This window comes from Streptomyces flavofungini, assembly GCF_041028215.1.
Taxonomy (GTDB): domain Bacteria; phylum Actinomycetota; class Actinomycetes; order Streptomycetales; family Streptomycetaceae; genus Streptomyces; species Streptomyces flavofungini_B.
On record NZ_JASKYR010000136.1, the window covers coordinates 1 to 14,134 of the forward strand.

The 14,134-nt window shown below is 73.7% G+C and carries 14 protein-coding genes; all 14 read right to left on the bottom strand.

Annotated features, from left to right (window positions below; translation table 11 throughout):
* A partial coding sequence (locus AB8Z36_RS12330; RefSeq protein ID WP_369213294.1) for an AIR synthase related protein occupies nt 1-451 on the bottom strand: 451 nt, incomplete at its 3' end.
* Nucleotides 448-1,548: a hydrogenase formation protein HypD gene (hypD, locus tag AB8Z36_RS12335; protein WP_369213295.1), complete on the bottom strand. Its 1,101-nt coding sequence runs from the start codon at nt 1,546-1,548 to the stop codon at nt 448-450. The genes hypD and AB8Z36_RS12330, both read right to left, overlap by 4 nt.
* Nucleotides 1,545-2,201, bottom strand: a complete 657-nt coding sequence (locus tag AB8Z36_RS12340) for a CBS domain-containing protein (RefSeq protein ID WP_440581900.1) — start codon at nt 2,199-2,201, stop codon at nt 1,545-1,547. Before AB8Z36_RS12340 ends, hypD begins: the two co-directional genes overlap by 4 nt.
* Nucleotides 2,202-2,218: 17 nt before the next feature.
* A complete protein-coding gene (locus tag AB8Z36_RS12345; protein WP_369213296.1) occupies nt 2,219-3,550 on the bottom strand; it encodes a Ni/Fe hydrogenase subunit alpha in 1,332 nt (443 codons plus the stop codon).
* Entirely contained in the window at nt 3,547-4,302 is a 756-nt protein-coding gene (locus AB8Z36_RS12350) for an oxidoreductase (protein WP_369213297.1), read from the bottom strand. The genes AB8Z36_RS12345 and AB8Z36_RS12350 overlap by 4 nt, the downstream gene beginning before the upstream one ends.
* Nucleotide 4,303: 1 nt before the next feature.
* Nucleotides 4,304-5,110 (bottom strand): FAD/NAD(P)-binding protein, encoded by an 807-nt coding sequence (locus tag AB8Z36_RS12355; RefSeq protein WP_369213298.1) that lies wholly within the window; start codon nt 5,108-5,110, stop codon nt 4,304-4,306.
* Nucleotides 5,107-5,571 (bottom strand): Crp/Fnr family transcriptional regulator, encoded by a 465-nt coding sequence (locus AB8Z36_RS12360; RefSeq protein ID WP_369213299.1) that lies wholly within the window; start codon nt 5,569-5,571, stop codon nt 5,107-5,109. The genes AB8Z36_RS12355 and AB8Z36_RS12360 overlap by 4 nt, the downstream gene beginning before the upstream one ends.
* Nucleotides 5,568-6,767 (bottom strand): 4Fe-4S dicluster domain-containing protein, encoded by a 1,200-nt coding sequence (locus AB8Z36_RS12365; RefSeq protein WP_369213300.1) that lies wholly within the window; start codon nt 6,765-6,767, stop codon nt 5,568-5,570. The genes AB8Z36_RS12360 and AB8Z36_RS12365 overlap by 4 nt, the downstream gene beginning before the upstream one ends.
* Before the next feature lie 11 nt (nt 6,768-6,778).
* Nucleotides 6,779-7,300 (bottom strand): flavodoxin domain-containing protein, encoded by a 522-nt coding sequence (locus AB8Z36_RS12370; RefSeq protein WP_369213301.1) that lies wholly within the window; start codon nt 7,298-7,300, stop codon nt 6,779-6,781.
* A 16-nt stretch (nt 7,301-7,316) separates the two neighbouring features.
* Nucleotides 7,317-8,051 (bottom strand): CBS domain-containing protein, encoded by a 735-nt coding sequence (locus AB8Z36_RS12375; RefSeq protein ID WP_369213302.1) that lies wholly within the window; start codon nt 8,049-8,051, stop codon nt 7,317-7,319.
* Between the two features lie 9 nt (nt 8,052-8,060).
* On the bottom strand, nt 8,061-10,796 hold the full coding sequence (locus AB8Z36_RS12380; protein WP_369213303.1) for a bifunctional acetate--CoA ligase family protein/GNAT family N-acetyltransferase: 2,736 nt from the start codon (nt 10,794-10,796) through the stop codon (nt 8,061-8,063).
* A gap of 97 nt (nt 10,797-10,893) precedes the next feature.
* Nucleotides 10,894-11,166 (bottom strand): HypC/HybG/HupF family hydrogenase formation chaperone, encoded by a 273-nt coding sequence (locus AB8Z36_RS12385; RefSeq protein ID WP_369213304.1) that lies wholly within the window; start codon nt 11,164-11,166, stop codon nt 10,894-10,896.
* A 6-nt stretch (nt 11,167-11,172) separates the two neighbouring features.
* Nucleotides 11,173-13,521, bottom strand: a complete 2,349-nt coding sequence (gene hypF / locus AB8Z36_RS12390; RefSeq protein WP_369213305.1) for a carbamoyltransferase HypF — start codon at nt 13,519-13,521, stop codon at nt 11,173-11,175.
* Between the two features lie 11 nt (nt 13,522-13,532).
* Nucleotides 13,533-14,033, bottom strand: a complete 501-nt coding sequence (locus tag AB8Z36_RS12395) for a hydrogenase maturation protease (RefSeq protein ID WP_369213306.1) — start codon at nt 14,031-14,033, stop codon at nt 13,533-13,535.
* Between the last annotated feature and the right edge of the window lie 101 nt (nt 14,034-14,134).

Here is a 14,134-nt window from a genome sequence, read left to right on the forward strand (position 1 = left end):
CCTTGGTGTCCCCGGTGACGACCGGGACACCGGTCCGCCGGGCCGCCTCGCCCGCGGAGCCGAGGACGGCCCGCAGTTCCGCGAGGGGAAGCCCTTCCTCGGCGATCACGGCGAGGGTCAGGGCGAGCGGCAGGGCCCCGCGCATGGCCAGGTCGTTGACCGTGCCGTGGACGGCCAGCGAGCCGATGTCCCCGCCGGGGAAGGTCAGGGGGCTGATGACGTACGAGTCCGTGGACAGCACCAGTTCGTCCGTGCCCGGCAGGAGGGCGGCGTCCTCAAGCGGCCCGTGCGGTTCGTGCGGCCCGTGCAGCCCGTGCGGCCCGTGCGGCGCCGCATCCAGTGCGGGCAGCACGAGCGTGTCCAGCAGTTCGGCGGTGAGCCGGCCGCCCGCGCCGTGTCCCAGTTGCAGGAGTTCGTCCTCGTGGCGGGGCAGGGGGCAGTCGAGGTTCATGCCGGTGCGCTCCTGGTCCGTCCGGCGGCGTGGAAGGCGGCGCAGGTGCCTTCGCTGGACACCATGGGCGCGCCGAGCGGGGTGCGGGGCGTGCAGCGGGTTCCGTAGGCGGAGCAGTCGGTGGGCAGCCGGGCCCCGGTGAGGACGGCCCCGGCGATGCACTGCGGGTCCTCGGCGCTGTGCACGGCGCGGACGTCGAAGCGGCGGGCCGCGTCGAAGGCGGCGTACTCCTCGGTGAGTTCGAGGCCGCTCCCGGGCAGGGTCCCGATGCCACGCCAGGGCCGGTCGGTGAGCCGGAAGACGCGTCGCAGGGCGCGCTGGGCCTGGGTGTTCCCGGTGCGGTGGACGGCGCGCGTGTACTGGTTCTCGACCTCGTGCCTGCCCTGTTCGAGCTGGGTGACCGCCATCAGGACGCCTTCGAGCAGGTCCAGCGGTTCGAAGCCGGTGACGACGACGGGCACATGATGCCGGGCGGCGATCGGCTCGTACTGCGTCCAGCCCATGACCGCGCACACGTGCCCCGGGGCGAGGAAGGCCTGCACCTCGCATTCCGGGTCCGCCAGCAAGGCGGTCATGGCTGGGGGCACCAGGACGTGGCTGACCAGGAGTGAGAAGTTGGGCAGCTTCAGCCGGGCGGCGTGCAGGACGGCCATCGCGTTGGCGGGCGCGGTGGTCTCGAAGCCGACGGCCAGGAAGACCACGTGGCGTTCCGGGGTGTCCCGGGCGATGTGTACCGCGTCCATCGGGGAGTAGACCACGCGGACATCGGCGCCCCGTGCGCGCAGGGAGAGCAGGTCATCACCGCCGCCGGGCACGCGCAGCATGTCGCCGAAGCTGGTGAGGACGACGTCCGGGCGGGCGGCGACGGCCATGGCGCGGTCGAGGGTCTCCAGCGGGGTGACGCAGACCGGGCAGCCGGGGCCGTGGATCATGCGGATGCCCGCGGGGAGCAGGGTGTCGATGCCCTGCCGGACCAGGGTGTGCGTCTGTCCCCCGCACACCTCCATGATCCGCCAGGGCCGCGTGGCGGTACGGCGCAGCTCGTGCAGCAGCCGCCGCGCCAGTGCGGGGTCGCGGTACGCGTCGAGGTACGTCATCGGGCCGGGGTGCCGCCGGGCCCGTTGAGGTGCATGCGGACGTCGACGACGCCCTCGACGGCACGGGTGAGCCGGGCGGCGACCGGGACCAGGGCCTTGTCCCGGATCTCGCCGCCGAGGGTGACCACCCCGCCGTCGACGGCGACCGTGACGGCCCCGTCGGGGAAGAGGAAGGAAGTGACGGTGCGGGTCACCTCCTCGGCCAGCTCCTCGTCGGTGCGCAGGAACACCTTGAGCAGGTCGCTGCGGCTGACGACGCCTTGCAGCAGCCCCTGCTCGTCGACCACCGGCAGCCGCTTGACGTGCCGCAGGGCCATGACGCGCGCGGCCTGCGGCAGGGTGGTGCCGGGGTGGACGGTGACGGCCGGGGTGCTCATCACCTCGGCCGCGATCACGCCGCCGGCCTTGGCGAGGTCGGCGAGACGGCGCAGTTGGTCGAAGCGGGAGGGGTCGCTGTCGCGGAACTCCTCCTTGGTCAGCAGGTCGGCCTCGGAGACCACGCCGATCACCCTGCCCTCCCCCGCGAGGACGGGCAGCGCGCTGACCTTCCACTGCTCCATCAGAGCCACGATCTCCTTGAAGGGGGCCTCTCGGCCCACGGCGATGACGGTGGACGTCATCACGTCGCTCACGGTGCGCGAAGTGTGGAGCACGGTGGGCCTCCCGGGGCTCAGGTGCGGTCGATGGTGAGGTCGAGGAAGTGGGCGGAGCAGGAGATGCACGGGTCGTGGTTGCGGATCGCGCGTTCGCACAGGCGCGTCAGCTCGGCGTCCGGCGGGTCCCGGTCCGTGATCGCCCGCTGTGCGGTGCGGCGCAGGTCGTCCTCCATGGCGCCCTGGTTCTGCGCGGTGGGCGGCACCAGGCAGGCGTCGGTCACCGTGCCGTCCGCGTCGAGGGTGTAGCGGTGGTAGAGCAGCCCCCGGGGGGCCTCCGTCGCGCCGTGCCCGATGCCCGCCGCGGCCGGAACCTCGGTGTACGGGCGGTGTGGCCGCTCATGGGCCTCGATGATCCGCAGGGCCTCGTCGAGGGCGTGGACGACTTCGACGGCCCTGACCAGAATGGACCGGTACGGATTGCGGCACACGGCCCCCGCGAGCGGATCGCCCAGTCCCGCGGCGCGGGCGGCCTGCGCGGCTGTGGGGGAAAGCCGCCTGCCGCTGATGGCGAACCTGGCCAGTGGTCCGGTGAGATGGCGGCGTCCGTCGAGCGTGGAGTGCAGGGCGGTGGAGTGCGGCAGGTGCCGCTCACGTACATGCTCCGGGAAGGCGGCGAGCGGAAAGAGCGTCAGGGTTCCGTCGGTGCGCAGCACGGTGGGGACGCCGCTCTCGATGGCATACACCGCCGGTTCGGCCAGGGCGAGGAGGTCGGCGTCGGTCTCGGCGTCGGGGAAGTCGAAGCCCGCGGCCCATTCGACGGTCCGCAAGGCGTCGTCCAGGGCGGGGCGCAGCCGCGAGGCGAGTGCCGTCAGCTCCTCGGCCGCCGGTATGCGGTGGAAGCCGCCCAGGCGCACGTTCACCGGGTGAATGGCGCGCCCGCCCAGGAGTTCCAGGATCGCGTTGCCCGCCTGCTTCAGGCGCAGGCCGCGCTCGACGTGGTGCCGGGCGGTACGGGCCAGTTCGATGGCGCTGTCGCAGCCGAGGAAGTCTGGGGCGTGCAGAAGGTAGATGTGCAGGGTCTGGCTCTCGATCCACTCGCCGCAGTACAGCAGCCGCCGCAGCTCGGCCAGGGCCGGGTCGACGGTGACGCCGCAGGCGTCCTCGATCGCGGCGCAGGCGCTCATCTGGTAGGCCACGGGGCAGATGCCGCACACCCGGGCGGTGATGTCGGGTGGTTCGGTGTACGAGCGGCCGCGCAGGAACGCCTCGAAGAAGCGCGGCGGCTCGTAGATCCGCAACTGCGCCCGGGTGACCGTTCCGTCGTGGACGCTCAGGTGCAGCGCTCCCTCACCCTCGACCCGGGCGAGCGAGCCGACGTGCAGGACGCGGGAGCCCCGGTGCGTCATCGGCGTGGCTCCTCGTCGAACGCCGCGGCGTTGAAGGTGCGCAGGAAGCGCTCGGTGGCGCGTTCGTCCATGCCGTCGCGGCGCAGCAGCGGGATCAGCGCGGGCAGGTTCACCGAACCGGAGGGGCCGAAGCAGCCGTAGCAGCCGCGCCCGTACGCCGGGCAGATCGCCCCGCATCCGGCGTGCGTGACGGGGCCGAGGCAGGGCGTGCCGTGGGCGACGGTGACGCAGACGGTGCCGCGGCGCTTGCACTCGAAGCAGACGCTGTGGCCGGAGATGTCGGGCTTGCGTCCCGCGAGGTGGGCGGTGAGGACCTCCAGGAGCTGGCGGCGGTCGATGGGGCAGCCGCGCAGCTCGAAGTCCACCTCCACATGGGCGGAGACGGGGGTGGAGGTGGCGAGGGTGTCGATGTAGTCGGGGCGGGCGTAGACGGAGCGGGTGAACTCCTCGACGTCGGCGAAGTTCCGCAGCGCCTGGATGCCGCCCGCCGTCGCGCAGGCCCCGATCGTCACCAGGCGGTGTGCGGCGGCGCGGATCGCATGGACGCGTTCGGCGTCCGCGGGCGTGGTGACGGAGCCCTCCACCAGCGCCAGGTCGTACGGCCCCGGGTCGATCGCGCTGGACGCCTCGAGGAAGTGGGCGATCCGCACCTGCCCGGCGAGGCCGAGGAGTTCGTCCTCGCAGTCGAGCAGGGTCAGCTGGCAGCCGTCGCAGGAGGCCAGCTTGAACACGGCCAGCGTCGGTGGACTCACGTCACAACTCCCTCACGTAGAGCAGTGGTTCCGCCCGGTCCCAGGAGACGACGGGGCCGTCCCTGCACAGCAGCAGCGGGCCGAGCTGGCAGTGGCCGCAGTGGCCCGTCGCGCAGCGCATGTTGCGTTCCAGGGAGACGCGGATGTGCTCGCCCGGTACGCCCCGGTGCAGGAGGTCGCGGGCGGTGGCGCGGATCATCGGTTCGGGGCCGCAGACGAAGGCGGTGGTGTCGCGGGGGGTGAAGCGGGCCTGGCCGAGCAGTCTGGTGACGACGCCGACCTGGCCCGCCCAGCGGCCGTCGGGCCGGTCGACGGTGACGCCCGTGTACGCGGTCTTCCACTGCCGGGTCTCGTATTTCGCGAGCAGGTCGGCGGGGGTGCGCGCGCCCAGCAGGACGTTGAGCCGTCCGTACGGCCCGGGGTCGGCCACCGCGTCCCGGATGAGCGGGCGCAGCGGAGCGAGACCGATGCCGCCCGCGACGACGACGAGGTCGCGGCCTGCGGCCCGCTCCAGCTCCCAGCCGGTGCCGTAGGGGCCGCGCAGCCCGAGGACGTCGCCCGGCCGCGCGGCGTACAGCCCTTCGGAGACGGCGCCGACGCCACGGACGGTGTGGGCGAGGCCTCCGGTGGTGGGGATGGAGCTGACCGACAGCGGGATCTCGCCGCGCCCGAAGGCCCACACCATCGCGAACTGACCCGGGGAGAAGGGCTCCAGCGGTTCCCCGACCGGCTCCAGGCGGAGCGTGGCGGTGTCCGGTGTCTCCGCCCAGCGGGCGACGACACGGTAGGGAACCGGCGGGGAGGTCATCCCCGCGCACCGCTTCCGCTGCCGTAGGGGGCATACAGGTCGAGCAGCCGGGTGCGGGCCGCCTGGAGGCGGTGGGCGAGGACACGGCCCACCCACTGGCCGACGACCGCGCCGAGGGCCGGGTCGTTCTCGCACATCAGCCGGACGGCGAGGGCGTCGAACTCGTCGGCTCGTACGGGGGTCTGAGCGGCCGCGCCGAGCTGCCAGACGTAGGGCGGGAACAGCCATGACCAGCCGATCAGCTCGCCGTGGCCGAGGGTCTCGATCACCGGGGAGCGGCGGCCGGGGACGTGCATGTCCAGAACGACGGTTCCGGTGTCCACGACCCAGAACCGGTCGGCGTGCCCGCCCTCCTCGAAGAGCCGGGTACCAGCGGGGAAGGACGTGTGGCGGGCGATCCGGAGCAGCCGCTTGCGGTGCTCGGTGGGGAGGGCGCCCAGCAGCGTCGTGGTGTTGCTCATCGCTCCGCCTCCTCGCGGTCCGGCTGTCCGGCCGGTGCGGCGTGCTCCGCCTCGGCCCGCAGCGCCGCGGCTTCTTCGGTGATGTCGATGCCGGCGGGGCACCAGACGACGCAGCGTCCGCAGCCCACGCATCCCGAGCTGCCGAACTGCTCGTGCCAGGTGCCGAGTTTGTGGGTGAGCCACTGCCGGTAGCGGCTGTGGCCCGAGGAGCGCACGGGCCCGCCGTGGACGTAGGAGAAGTCCAGGTCGAAGCAGGAGTCCCAGCGCTGCCAGCGCTCGGTGTGGTCACCGGTGAGGTCGGTGACCTCCTCGGTGGTGACGCAGAAGCAGGTGGGGCAGACCATGGTGCAGTTGCCGCAGGTCAGACAGCGTGCGGCGACGTCGTTCCAGCGTTCGGCCGCCAGGCTCTCCCCCATCAGCCGCCGCAAGTCCACCGGCGGCATCGCCCGGCCCATCCTGTCGGCGGCCTCCGCGACCGCGGTACCGGCCGCCTCCCGCGTGGTGGCGTCGGCCGCGCGGTGCGGAATCCTGCCGAGCAGCTCCGCACCCGCCGCGCTGCCCGAGCGTGCGAGGAAGCGGTGGCCCGCCCCGTCGATGACCTCGGTCAGAGCCAGGTCGAAGCCCGCGTCGGCGCCGGGGCCGCTGCCCATGGAGACGCAGAAGCAGGTGGCGCCCGGTTCGGTGCACTCGGCGGCTATGAGGAACGCTCCCCTCCGGCGTTCCCCATAGCCGCGGTCCTTGAAGCGGCCCCCGGTCAGGACCCGGTCCTGGATGGCGATGGCCCGCAGATCACAGGGCCGGACGCCGAGGAAGGCGTAGGAGGGCCGCTCAACGGTCCCGGTGCTGAACGCCACCGTCCCGTCGGGCGCGCGGTCCGCGCTCCACAGCTTCTCGCGCTGCGGGTGCAGGAAGTTCTTCCAGGACTGCGGGCCCGCCGAGTGCGCGAAGGCGGCCCCGTCCGCACGACGCCGCAGCCGGTAGTGCCCGGCCTCCAGCTCCACACCCCATCCGTAGGGCAGTTGACCGGCCGAGTCGAGTGCGGCCAGGACGATCGCGCCGTCCCGGACGGTGGGGCCGACGACGGTGCGCCCGTCGGCCCTGAGCGCCGCGACCAGAGCGTCCAGGCCCTCGCGGTCGAGGACCGCCGCGGCTTCGTCCCCGGGGGCGGCTGCGGCTTCGTCTCCGTCACGTGTCATGCCCATCCCCCTCAGGCACGTCCCTCGCGCACCGCGAACTGTTTGCGCAGCGCCTCGCCGATTCCCTCGGCCCAGGCGGAGATCCGGGCGAAGTCGCGGAAGTCGCCGCCCTTGCCGGACTTGATGATCATGCGGGCGACGCGGCCCTTCGCTCCTTCTTGCAGGCAGCCCCCGAACGTGGCGTGCCCCCGTGCGTTGAGCCGGATGAGCGTGCGGCTGACGGCCGGGATGGGCGGGATGTCCCGCTCACTTGCCGTCGCGTCGAGCGGGCCGCTGCTGAACAGCCACAGTGGCCGCCGCGCCAGGGTGTGGGCGTTGCGCTGGGCGAACCGGCGGGCGTCCTTGTGCCAGCGGCCGGAGTACAGCGGGCTGCCCAGCACGACGGCGTCATGCACCTGGACGTCACCTGCTTCGGACACCAGCCGCATCTCGGCCTCAAGACCTTCCTTCTTCAGCACGTCGGTGATGGTGCGGGCGATCTCGGCCGTCGACCAGTTCTTCGTCGCGTAGGCGACGAGCACCTTGATGGTCATGGTGGGCGTTCCCCTCTCAGAGTTTGCGCAGCCAGTCGTCGGCCACTCCCCGCATGGCCTGGTCGTTCGGCTTCAGGTGGGAGTCGTCCACGTGGTAGGTGAGCTTGTCCACGACCGCGACGACGCCGTCGATCTCCCGCGTCATGTGCAGGGCCACGGGTATCTCGCTGCGGCGCTCCAGCTGTCCCTCAAGGGTCACCACACCGTCGCGCACCTCGACGCCGATGGTCCGCGGCGCCAGCCACAGGGCGTGCACGAGGACCTGTTCGATCACCTCCCGGTGGATCGCGTCGTCGGGACGCAGGAACACCTGGAGCAGATCGCGCCGGGTGACGATGCCGACCAGGCGGTCCTCGTCGTCGACGACGGGCAGCCGCTCCACCTTGTGCCGGGCCATGGCCCTGGCGCCTTCGGCGATGGTGTCGTCGGCGTGGGCGCAGACGGGCGGGGCGGACATCAGCTGGCCCGCGGTCCGTGCCGTCGCCTTGGCCCGGCCCTCGCGGGCGGCGCGGCCCGGCAGCAGCGGCATGCGCGGGCGCCGCCGCGGCCGGTCGGGGCCGGAAGCCCGCGCCTCGCGCACCAGCAGATCCGTCTCGGAGATGACCCCGATCACCTTGTCGTCGGCGTCGATCACGGGCAGTCCGCTGATGCGATGCTCGGACAGGCGCTTGGCGACCTCCTTGAACGGGGTGCCGTACCGCGCGCTGACGACCTCGCCGGTCATCACCGAACCGATCTTGCTGTGCCTCATCTCTCCTCCTCAGCGCAGTCGGCGCAGATACGGGTCGTGGGCGATCCGCGGCAGCAGCCGGACGCGCACATCCAGAGCCGTGGTGCCACCGGGCCGGGCGAGAACGGGGTTGAAGTCGGCCTCGGCCAGCTGGGGCAGGTCGCAGGCGAGCCGGGAGAGCCGGTGCAGGAGCTGCTCCAGGCCTTCGAGGTCGACCGGGCCGCTGCCCCCGTGGCCGAAGAGCAGCGGGGCACAGCGGGGCGCGGTGATCAGGTCGTGGACGTCGACGTCGGTGAGCGGAGCGAGCCGGGCGGCCTGGTCCGCGAGCAGCTCCGTGGCCGTGCCGCCGAGCCCGAAGAGGACCAGCGGACCGAACACCTCGTCCTGCACCACACCGGCGAACATCTCGGTGCCGCGCTCGGCGAGCGGCTGGACCACCACACCGGTCAGCAGGCCCGCGAACCGCGTCTCGAAGTCGCGGAAGGCGGCGCGTACTTGGCTGTCGCCGCACACGTCCAGGTGGATGGCGTGCTGTTCGCTCTTGTGCCGCAGGCCGGGCCAGTGCGCCTTCAGGACGACCCGGCCGTCCGGGCCGCGCAGGCGCCCGGCGGCGACGACGGCGTCGTTCTCCGTCTCCGTCCATGCCCACGGCAGCTGCGGGATGTTGTAGCAGGACAGCAGCTCGGCGCAGGCGCGCGGATCCAGCCAGCCGCCCTCGTCGTGCGCCGCGAGCCAGGCCTCCGCCACCGCGTGGGCGCGCTTGGTGTCCACCCCGAGAAGGTCCGGGACGGTGCCCGGCGGTCGGGCCAGCCACTGGGCGCGGCGCACGGCGTGGGCCAGGGCGCGGGCGGCGGCGCGGGGATCGGCGAAGGACGGTATGGAACCGCCCTCCGCGGCGGGCAGGAGCCGTACGGGCAGCGCCTGGTCGAGGCGGACCGCGGCGACCGTTCGGGAGCGACGGCCGGGGGCGTGGGTGAGGGCCCGGCTGAGATCGTCGCCGGTCGCCGCGGCGACCGCGGTGGGAACGAGCACCACCAGCACGGCGTCGATGCCACCGTGCCGGATGAGGCGGTTCACACCGTTGTGGAGCTGCGCCTCGGTGACGGCAGCCGTGGCGTCGACGGGGTTGGCCGCCGTGGCCCCGGCGGGCAGGGCGGCCAGCAGGTCGTCGACGAGGGCGGGCGGCAGCGCGGGCAGGGCGAGCCCGGCCTCGGCGCACGCGTCCGCCGCGAGGACACCCGCCCCTCCCGCGTTGGTGATGACGGCGACGCGGTTGCCCGCGGGGGCGGGCTGGGCGTGCAGGAGCGCGGCGCTCTCCAGGAGTTCACCGATCGATCCGGTGGCTGTGACGCCCGCCTGGGTGAACAGGGCCTGCCGGGTCATCGTCCGGGTGGCGGCCGCCGCGCTGTGCGAGGCCGCGGCCCTTCGCCCCGCCTCGCTGCGGCCCGCGTCCACGGTCAGCACGGGCATGCGCCGGGTCACCCGCCGCGCGGTGCGCGAGAAGGCACGCGGATTGCCGAAGGACTCCAGGTGCAGCAGGGCCAGGTCCGTGACGCCGTCGCGCTCCCACCATTGCAGCAGGTCGTTGCCGCTGACGTCGTACTTGTCGCCGAGCGAGACGAAGCTCGACACCCCGAGGCCGAGCCGGTCAAGTCCGTCCAGGAGGGCGATCCCCACCCCTCCGGACTGCACGGCGACACCGGTCGTGCCCCGGCGCGGATGCCGGGCGGCGAAGGTCGAATCCAGCGCGAGCGCCCGGTCGGTGTTGGAGATGCCCAGGCAGTTCGGGCCCACCAGGCGCATGCCGTGCGCGCGGCAGGTGGCGAGGAGGGCCGCCGCCTGGGCGCTGTCCAGACCTGCCGTGACGACCACCAGGGCGCGCACCCCCGCCTTGCCGCACTCCTCGGCCGTGGCGTTGAGGGCCCCGGCGGGCACCGCGAGGACCGCCAGGTCCGGGACCTGGGGCAGTGCGGCGACCGACGGGTAGGCGGCCACGCTCATCAGGGAGGACACACTCGGGTTGACGGCGAAGAGCTGCCGGGTGAAACCGCCGGTGCGCAGATTGCGCAGCACGGCTCGGCCGACGGACCCGGCCTTGCGGCCCGCGCCGACCACGGCGATCGACTCCGGGCGCAGCAACGGCCGCAGACTGGCCACGTCGGCGGCGCTGCCGCGCGCCTCGACCGCCGTCAGATAGCCCTCGTCCTCGCCCAACTGGATGGTGCAGCGCACCTCGGGCCCCTCGAAGCGGCGGGCGGTGCGCAGACCGAGGTCGCCGAAGACCTTCAGGACCTCGTGGTTGTCGGCGAGCGCGTCGGCCGTGAACGCGGTGACGCCCTCCGCGCGGGCGGCGGAGACCAGATGTTCGAGCAGCAGGGTGCCGATGCCCCGGTGGTGCAGTCCCTCGGCCACGGCGAGGGAGATCTCGGCGGTGCCGGATTCCGCCGTACGCTCCGCGGATTCCGCCGTCCTCCCGTCGGATGCCGCCGTCCGCTCGTACTCGGCAAGGCCGATGATCTGCCCCTGGGTCTCGGCGAGCAGCGCGCGGTAGCCCGGACGCGGGGCGGCGCAGGCCCGGTCCGCGGCCTGAACGGCGGAACGGCGGCTCGCGGCGAAGAACCGCAGCCGCAGATTCTCCGGTGACATCTCCTCGTACAGGCCCTGTACCTGCGCGTGGTCCTCGGCGGTCGCGTCCCTGACACAGGTGGTCGTCCCGTCGGCGAGCAGGGCGTGGACCGGGGGTCGGCTGCGCTCGTCGTTCGTCATATCGGGCCTCCCGGAGGCAGGTTGACCTCTTCAGCGTCCGCCTCGCGCGCCGCGTGCCGAAGGGGCTGGCCGGGCAGTCGGCCGGGGCCGACCGGCCCTATCCGCCGCCCGCTCCGGGCAGCGGCTCGCCCAGTTCGCCCGCCACCTCCTCCGCCATGCCACGCAGCACCTCAAGGGTCCGCTCGGCCTCTGCCGCGTCGAGCTCGGTGATGGCGAACCCGACGTGCACGATGACGTACGTACCGACCGCGGCCTCTGGTGTGTAGGCCAGGCACGCCGGACGGCGTACGCCGCCGAAGTCGACGGTGGCCATGCGCAATCCGGCGTCGTCGAAGACGTCGAGGACGCGGCCGGGGATGCCCAGGCACATCGTGGCTCACCCCTTCGCCAGCCGGGCGGCGGCGACGGCGGCCTGCCCGTAACTGATCCCGCCGTCGCCCACCGGGACCGACCGGGCGAAAAGCACGCGCAGCCCCTCGGCCCGCAGTCTCCGGCTCGTCTCGGCGAGCAGCCGGCGGTTGACGAAGCAGCCCCCGGCGAGACAGACCGTGCGCGGGGCGCCCTCCGCCACGGCGCGTGCGACCAGCTCGGCGGTGACCACGGCCAGCGTCACGTGGAAGGCGGCGGCGAGCGCCGGGACGCGTTCGCCGTCGTACTGCCTGGCCAGCAGATCGATCAGCGTCGGGCCCGGGTCGTACACCCACACGCCGTCCACCAGCACAAGACGGTGTGCCAGCGGCAGCGCGTGTCCGGTGCCCGCGGCCTCCTCCAGGGCGGCGGCGGCCTCACTCTCGTAGCTGACGGAGTCGGCCAGGCCCAGCACGCTCGCCACCGCGTCGAAGAGCCGTCCGGCGCTCGACGCCCGCGGCGCGTTGATGCCCCGCGCCACCATGGACCGCACCACTGCGGCCTCGGAGGGATCGAGCCGCTCGTTGAAACACCTGGTCAGCCACGGGTACGGGCGGGGGCTGCCCAGCATCTCGGTCCCGTGCAGATAGCCGAGGGCCATCCGCCAGGGGTGCCGGACCGCGGCCTCTCCGCCGGGCAGCGGCGCCGTCGCGAAGCGGCCGACCCGCCGGTATCCGGTCAGATCGGCGACGAGGACCTCCCCGCCCCACAGCGTCCCGTCGTCCCCGAGCCCGAGTCCGTCGTAGGCGACCCCGGTGAACGGGGTGCGCAGGCCGTGCTCGGCCGCGCACGCCGCCAGATGGGCGTGGTGGTGCTGGACGGCGATACGGGGCCACGGCTGGGTCCGCGCCCACTGGGTGGACAGGTAGCCGGGGTGCCGATCGTGCGCGACGGCGCGCGGGGTGATGCCCGTGAGCCGCACCAGGTCGTCGTAGGCGTGCGTGAAGGCGTCCAGCGTCGTCGCGTCCGCCAGATCGCCGCCGTGCGGGGACAGTTGGGCGCGCTCCCCGTCCGCGAGCGTGAAGGTGTGCTTGAGCTGGGCACCGGCCCCCGCCAGCGGTACGGGCGCCGCCACGGGCAGGGGCAGGGACGCCGGTGCCAGGCCCCGCGCCCTGCGGATGGTGAGCACGCGGCGGCCGGCGGTCTGCACGACCGAGTCGTCGTAGCGGGCGCGGATCGGCCGGTCGTGTCCGAGGAAGCCGTCGGCGACCCCGGCCAACGCCCTTCGGGCCGCCGCGTCGTCGGTGGCGATCGGCTCGTCGGCGAGGTTGCCGCTGGTGACGACGGGCGGCCGGGTCAGCTCACGGATCAGCAGATGGTGCAGCCCCGTGGTGGGCAGGAGCACACCGACCCGGCCGCTCCCCGGCGCCACCGCGGGCGCGAGAGCGCTGCTCCGTGCGGCGAGGAGCACCACGGGAGCCGTCGCCGACTCCAGCACGGCCCGCTCGGTCTCCGAGATCCGGGCCAGCTTCCGTGCCCAGGCGATGTCCTGGACCATGACGGCGAAGGGCTTGGCCGGGCGGTGCTTGCGCGCGCGCAGCGCCGCGACGCTCCCCTGGTCGAAGGCGTCGCACACGAGCTGGTAGCCGCCGAGACCCTTCAGCGCGACGATGCCGCCGCTCTCGACGGTCTTGACCGCGGCCCGCAGCGCCTCCTCACCGTTCAGCCCGTCCTCACCACCGAGCGCCTCCTCACCACTGAGCGCGTCCGTGCCGCCCGGCGCGGACCAGGACAGCTGAGGGCCACAGCCGGGGCAGGCCAGCGCTTCGGCGTGGAAGCGCCGGTCTGCGGGGTCGCCGTACTCCGCCGCGCACGCCGCGCAGAGCGGGAAGCGCCGCATCGTCGTACGGACCCGGTCGTAGGGAAGGCCGACGATGACGGTGGCGCGCGGACCGCAGTCCGAGCAGGCGATGAACGGGTAGCGGAAGCGGCGGTCGGCCGGATCGAGGAGTTCACCCAGGCAGGCGGCACAGAGCGCGGCGTCGGGCGGGATCTCGCGCCCTCCCCCGGTTCCGGCACGGACCGGGTCGCTGTGCCGGATGCCGAAGCCGGATGCGGGCGGCGGCATCCTGCCGCGCACGGAGGTCACCCGCACCTGCCGCACCCGGGCCAGCGCCGGGGCGCCGGTGCGCAGCCGCACGGTGAACTCCCGTACCGCGTCCGGCGGTCCGGCGATCTCGCCCCGCACGTGGCCCGCGGTGTTGGCGGCCCACCCGTCCAAGCCCAGACCGGTCGCCAGGCGGTGCACGAAGGGGCGGAACCCGACCCCCTGCACGGTGCCGAACACCTCGAAGCGGAGTGCGCTGCGCCGCGGCATGACCGCCCCTCTCAGCCGCGCGCCGCGGCGTCGCGGTATCGTACGATCTCGTCCTCGACGCTCTCGACGAGCGGTTCAAGCACTGCCGCCACGCGTGCCGAAAGGCCGCGGCCCAGAGAACTGTCGGCGCCCTCCACCGCGTACACGACCAGGCGGCCGGGCAACCGGCCGAGGACACGGGCAAGTTCGACGGCCTCGCCGAGTCCGAGGCCGTGGGAACTGGTGGTCGGCGGCCGGTGCGGGCCTGCCGCGTCGAGCGCCAGCCGGTGCACGCGCCCCGGCTGTGCGGGGTGGGCGTGCGCGGCGTCCACGACCACCGCGAGGTCCGCGCCCTCCCACAGGCCGATCAGGCGGGCGGGGTCGCCGTCGCAGGTGGCGAGGACCGAGCCCTTGGGCAGCGGTCGTTCCGCGGCCCGCTCGCGCAGCCGGTCGACGACCGCCCAGCCCACCCCGTCATCGCGCCGGAACTCGTTGCCGACACCGATCACCGCGATGTGCGTCCGCGTGGGCATCACACCTCCTTGGCCGGGCCGTGCGTGCCGTGCCTGCCGTGCCGCCACTGTGCGAAGGGCGCTACCTGACGGGGCAGGGGCCGAACCTCCCCTCCTGGGGC

What these genes read in the sequence shown, in the direction of transcription:
- hypD (WP_369213295.1), bottom strand. Translation starts at nt 1,548, where the DNA reads ATGACGTACCTCGACGCGTACCGCGACCCCGCACTGGCGCGGCGGCTG.
- hypF (WP_369213305.1), bottom strand. Translation starts at nt 13,521, where the DNA reads ATGCCGCGGCGCAGCGCACTCCGCTTCGAGGTGTTCGGCACCGTGCAG.
- AB8Z36_RS12370 (WP_369213301.1), bottom strand. Translation starts at nt 7,300, where the DNA reads ATGACCATCAAGGTGCTCGTCGCCTACGCGACGAAGAACTGGTCGACG.
- AB8Z36_RS12365 (WP_369213300.1), bottom strand. Translation starts at nt 6,767, where the DNA reads ATGACACGTGACGGAGACGAAGCCGCAGCCGCCCCCGGGGACGAAGCC.
- AB8Z36_RS12380 (WP_369213303.1), bottom strand. Translation starts at nt 10,796, where the DNA reads ATGACGAACGACGAGCGCAGCCGACCCCCGGTCCACGCCCTGCTCGCC.
- AB8Z36_RS12375 (WP_369213302.1), bottom strand. Translation starts at nt 8,051, where the DNA reads ATGAGGCACAGCAAGATCGGTTCGGTGATGACCGGCGAGGTCGTCAGC.
- AB8Z36_RS12385 (WP_369213304.1), bottom strand. Translation starts at nt 11,166, where the DNA reads ATGTGCCTGGGCATCCCCGGCCGCGTCCTCGACGTCTTCGACGACGCC.
- AB8Z36_RS12355 (WP_369213298.1), bottom strand. Translation starts at nt 5,110, where the DNA reads ATGACCTCCCCGCCGGTTCCCTACCGTGTCGTCGCCCGCTGGGCGGAG.
- AB8Z36_RS12345 (WP_369213296.1), bottom strand. Translation starts at nt 3,550, where the DNA reads ATGACGCACCGGGGCTCCCGCGTCCTGCACGTCGGCTCGCTCGCCCGG.
- AB8Z36_RS12395 (WP_369213306.1), bottom strand. Translation starts at nt 14,033, where the DNA reads ATGCCCACGCGGACGCACATCGCGGTGATCGGTGTCGGCAACGAGTTC.
- AB8Z36_RS12360 (WP_369213299.1), bottom strand. Translation starts at nt 5,571, where the DNA reads ATGAGCAACACCACGACGCTGCTGGGCGCCCTCCCCACCGAGCACCGC.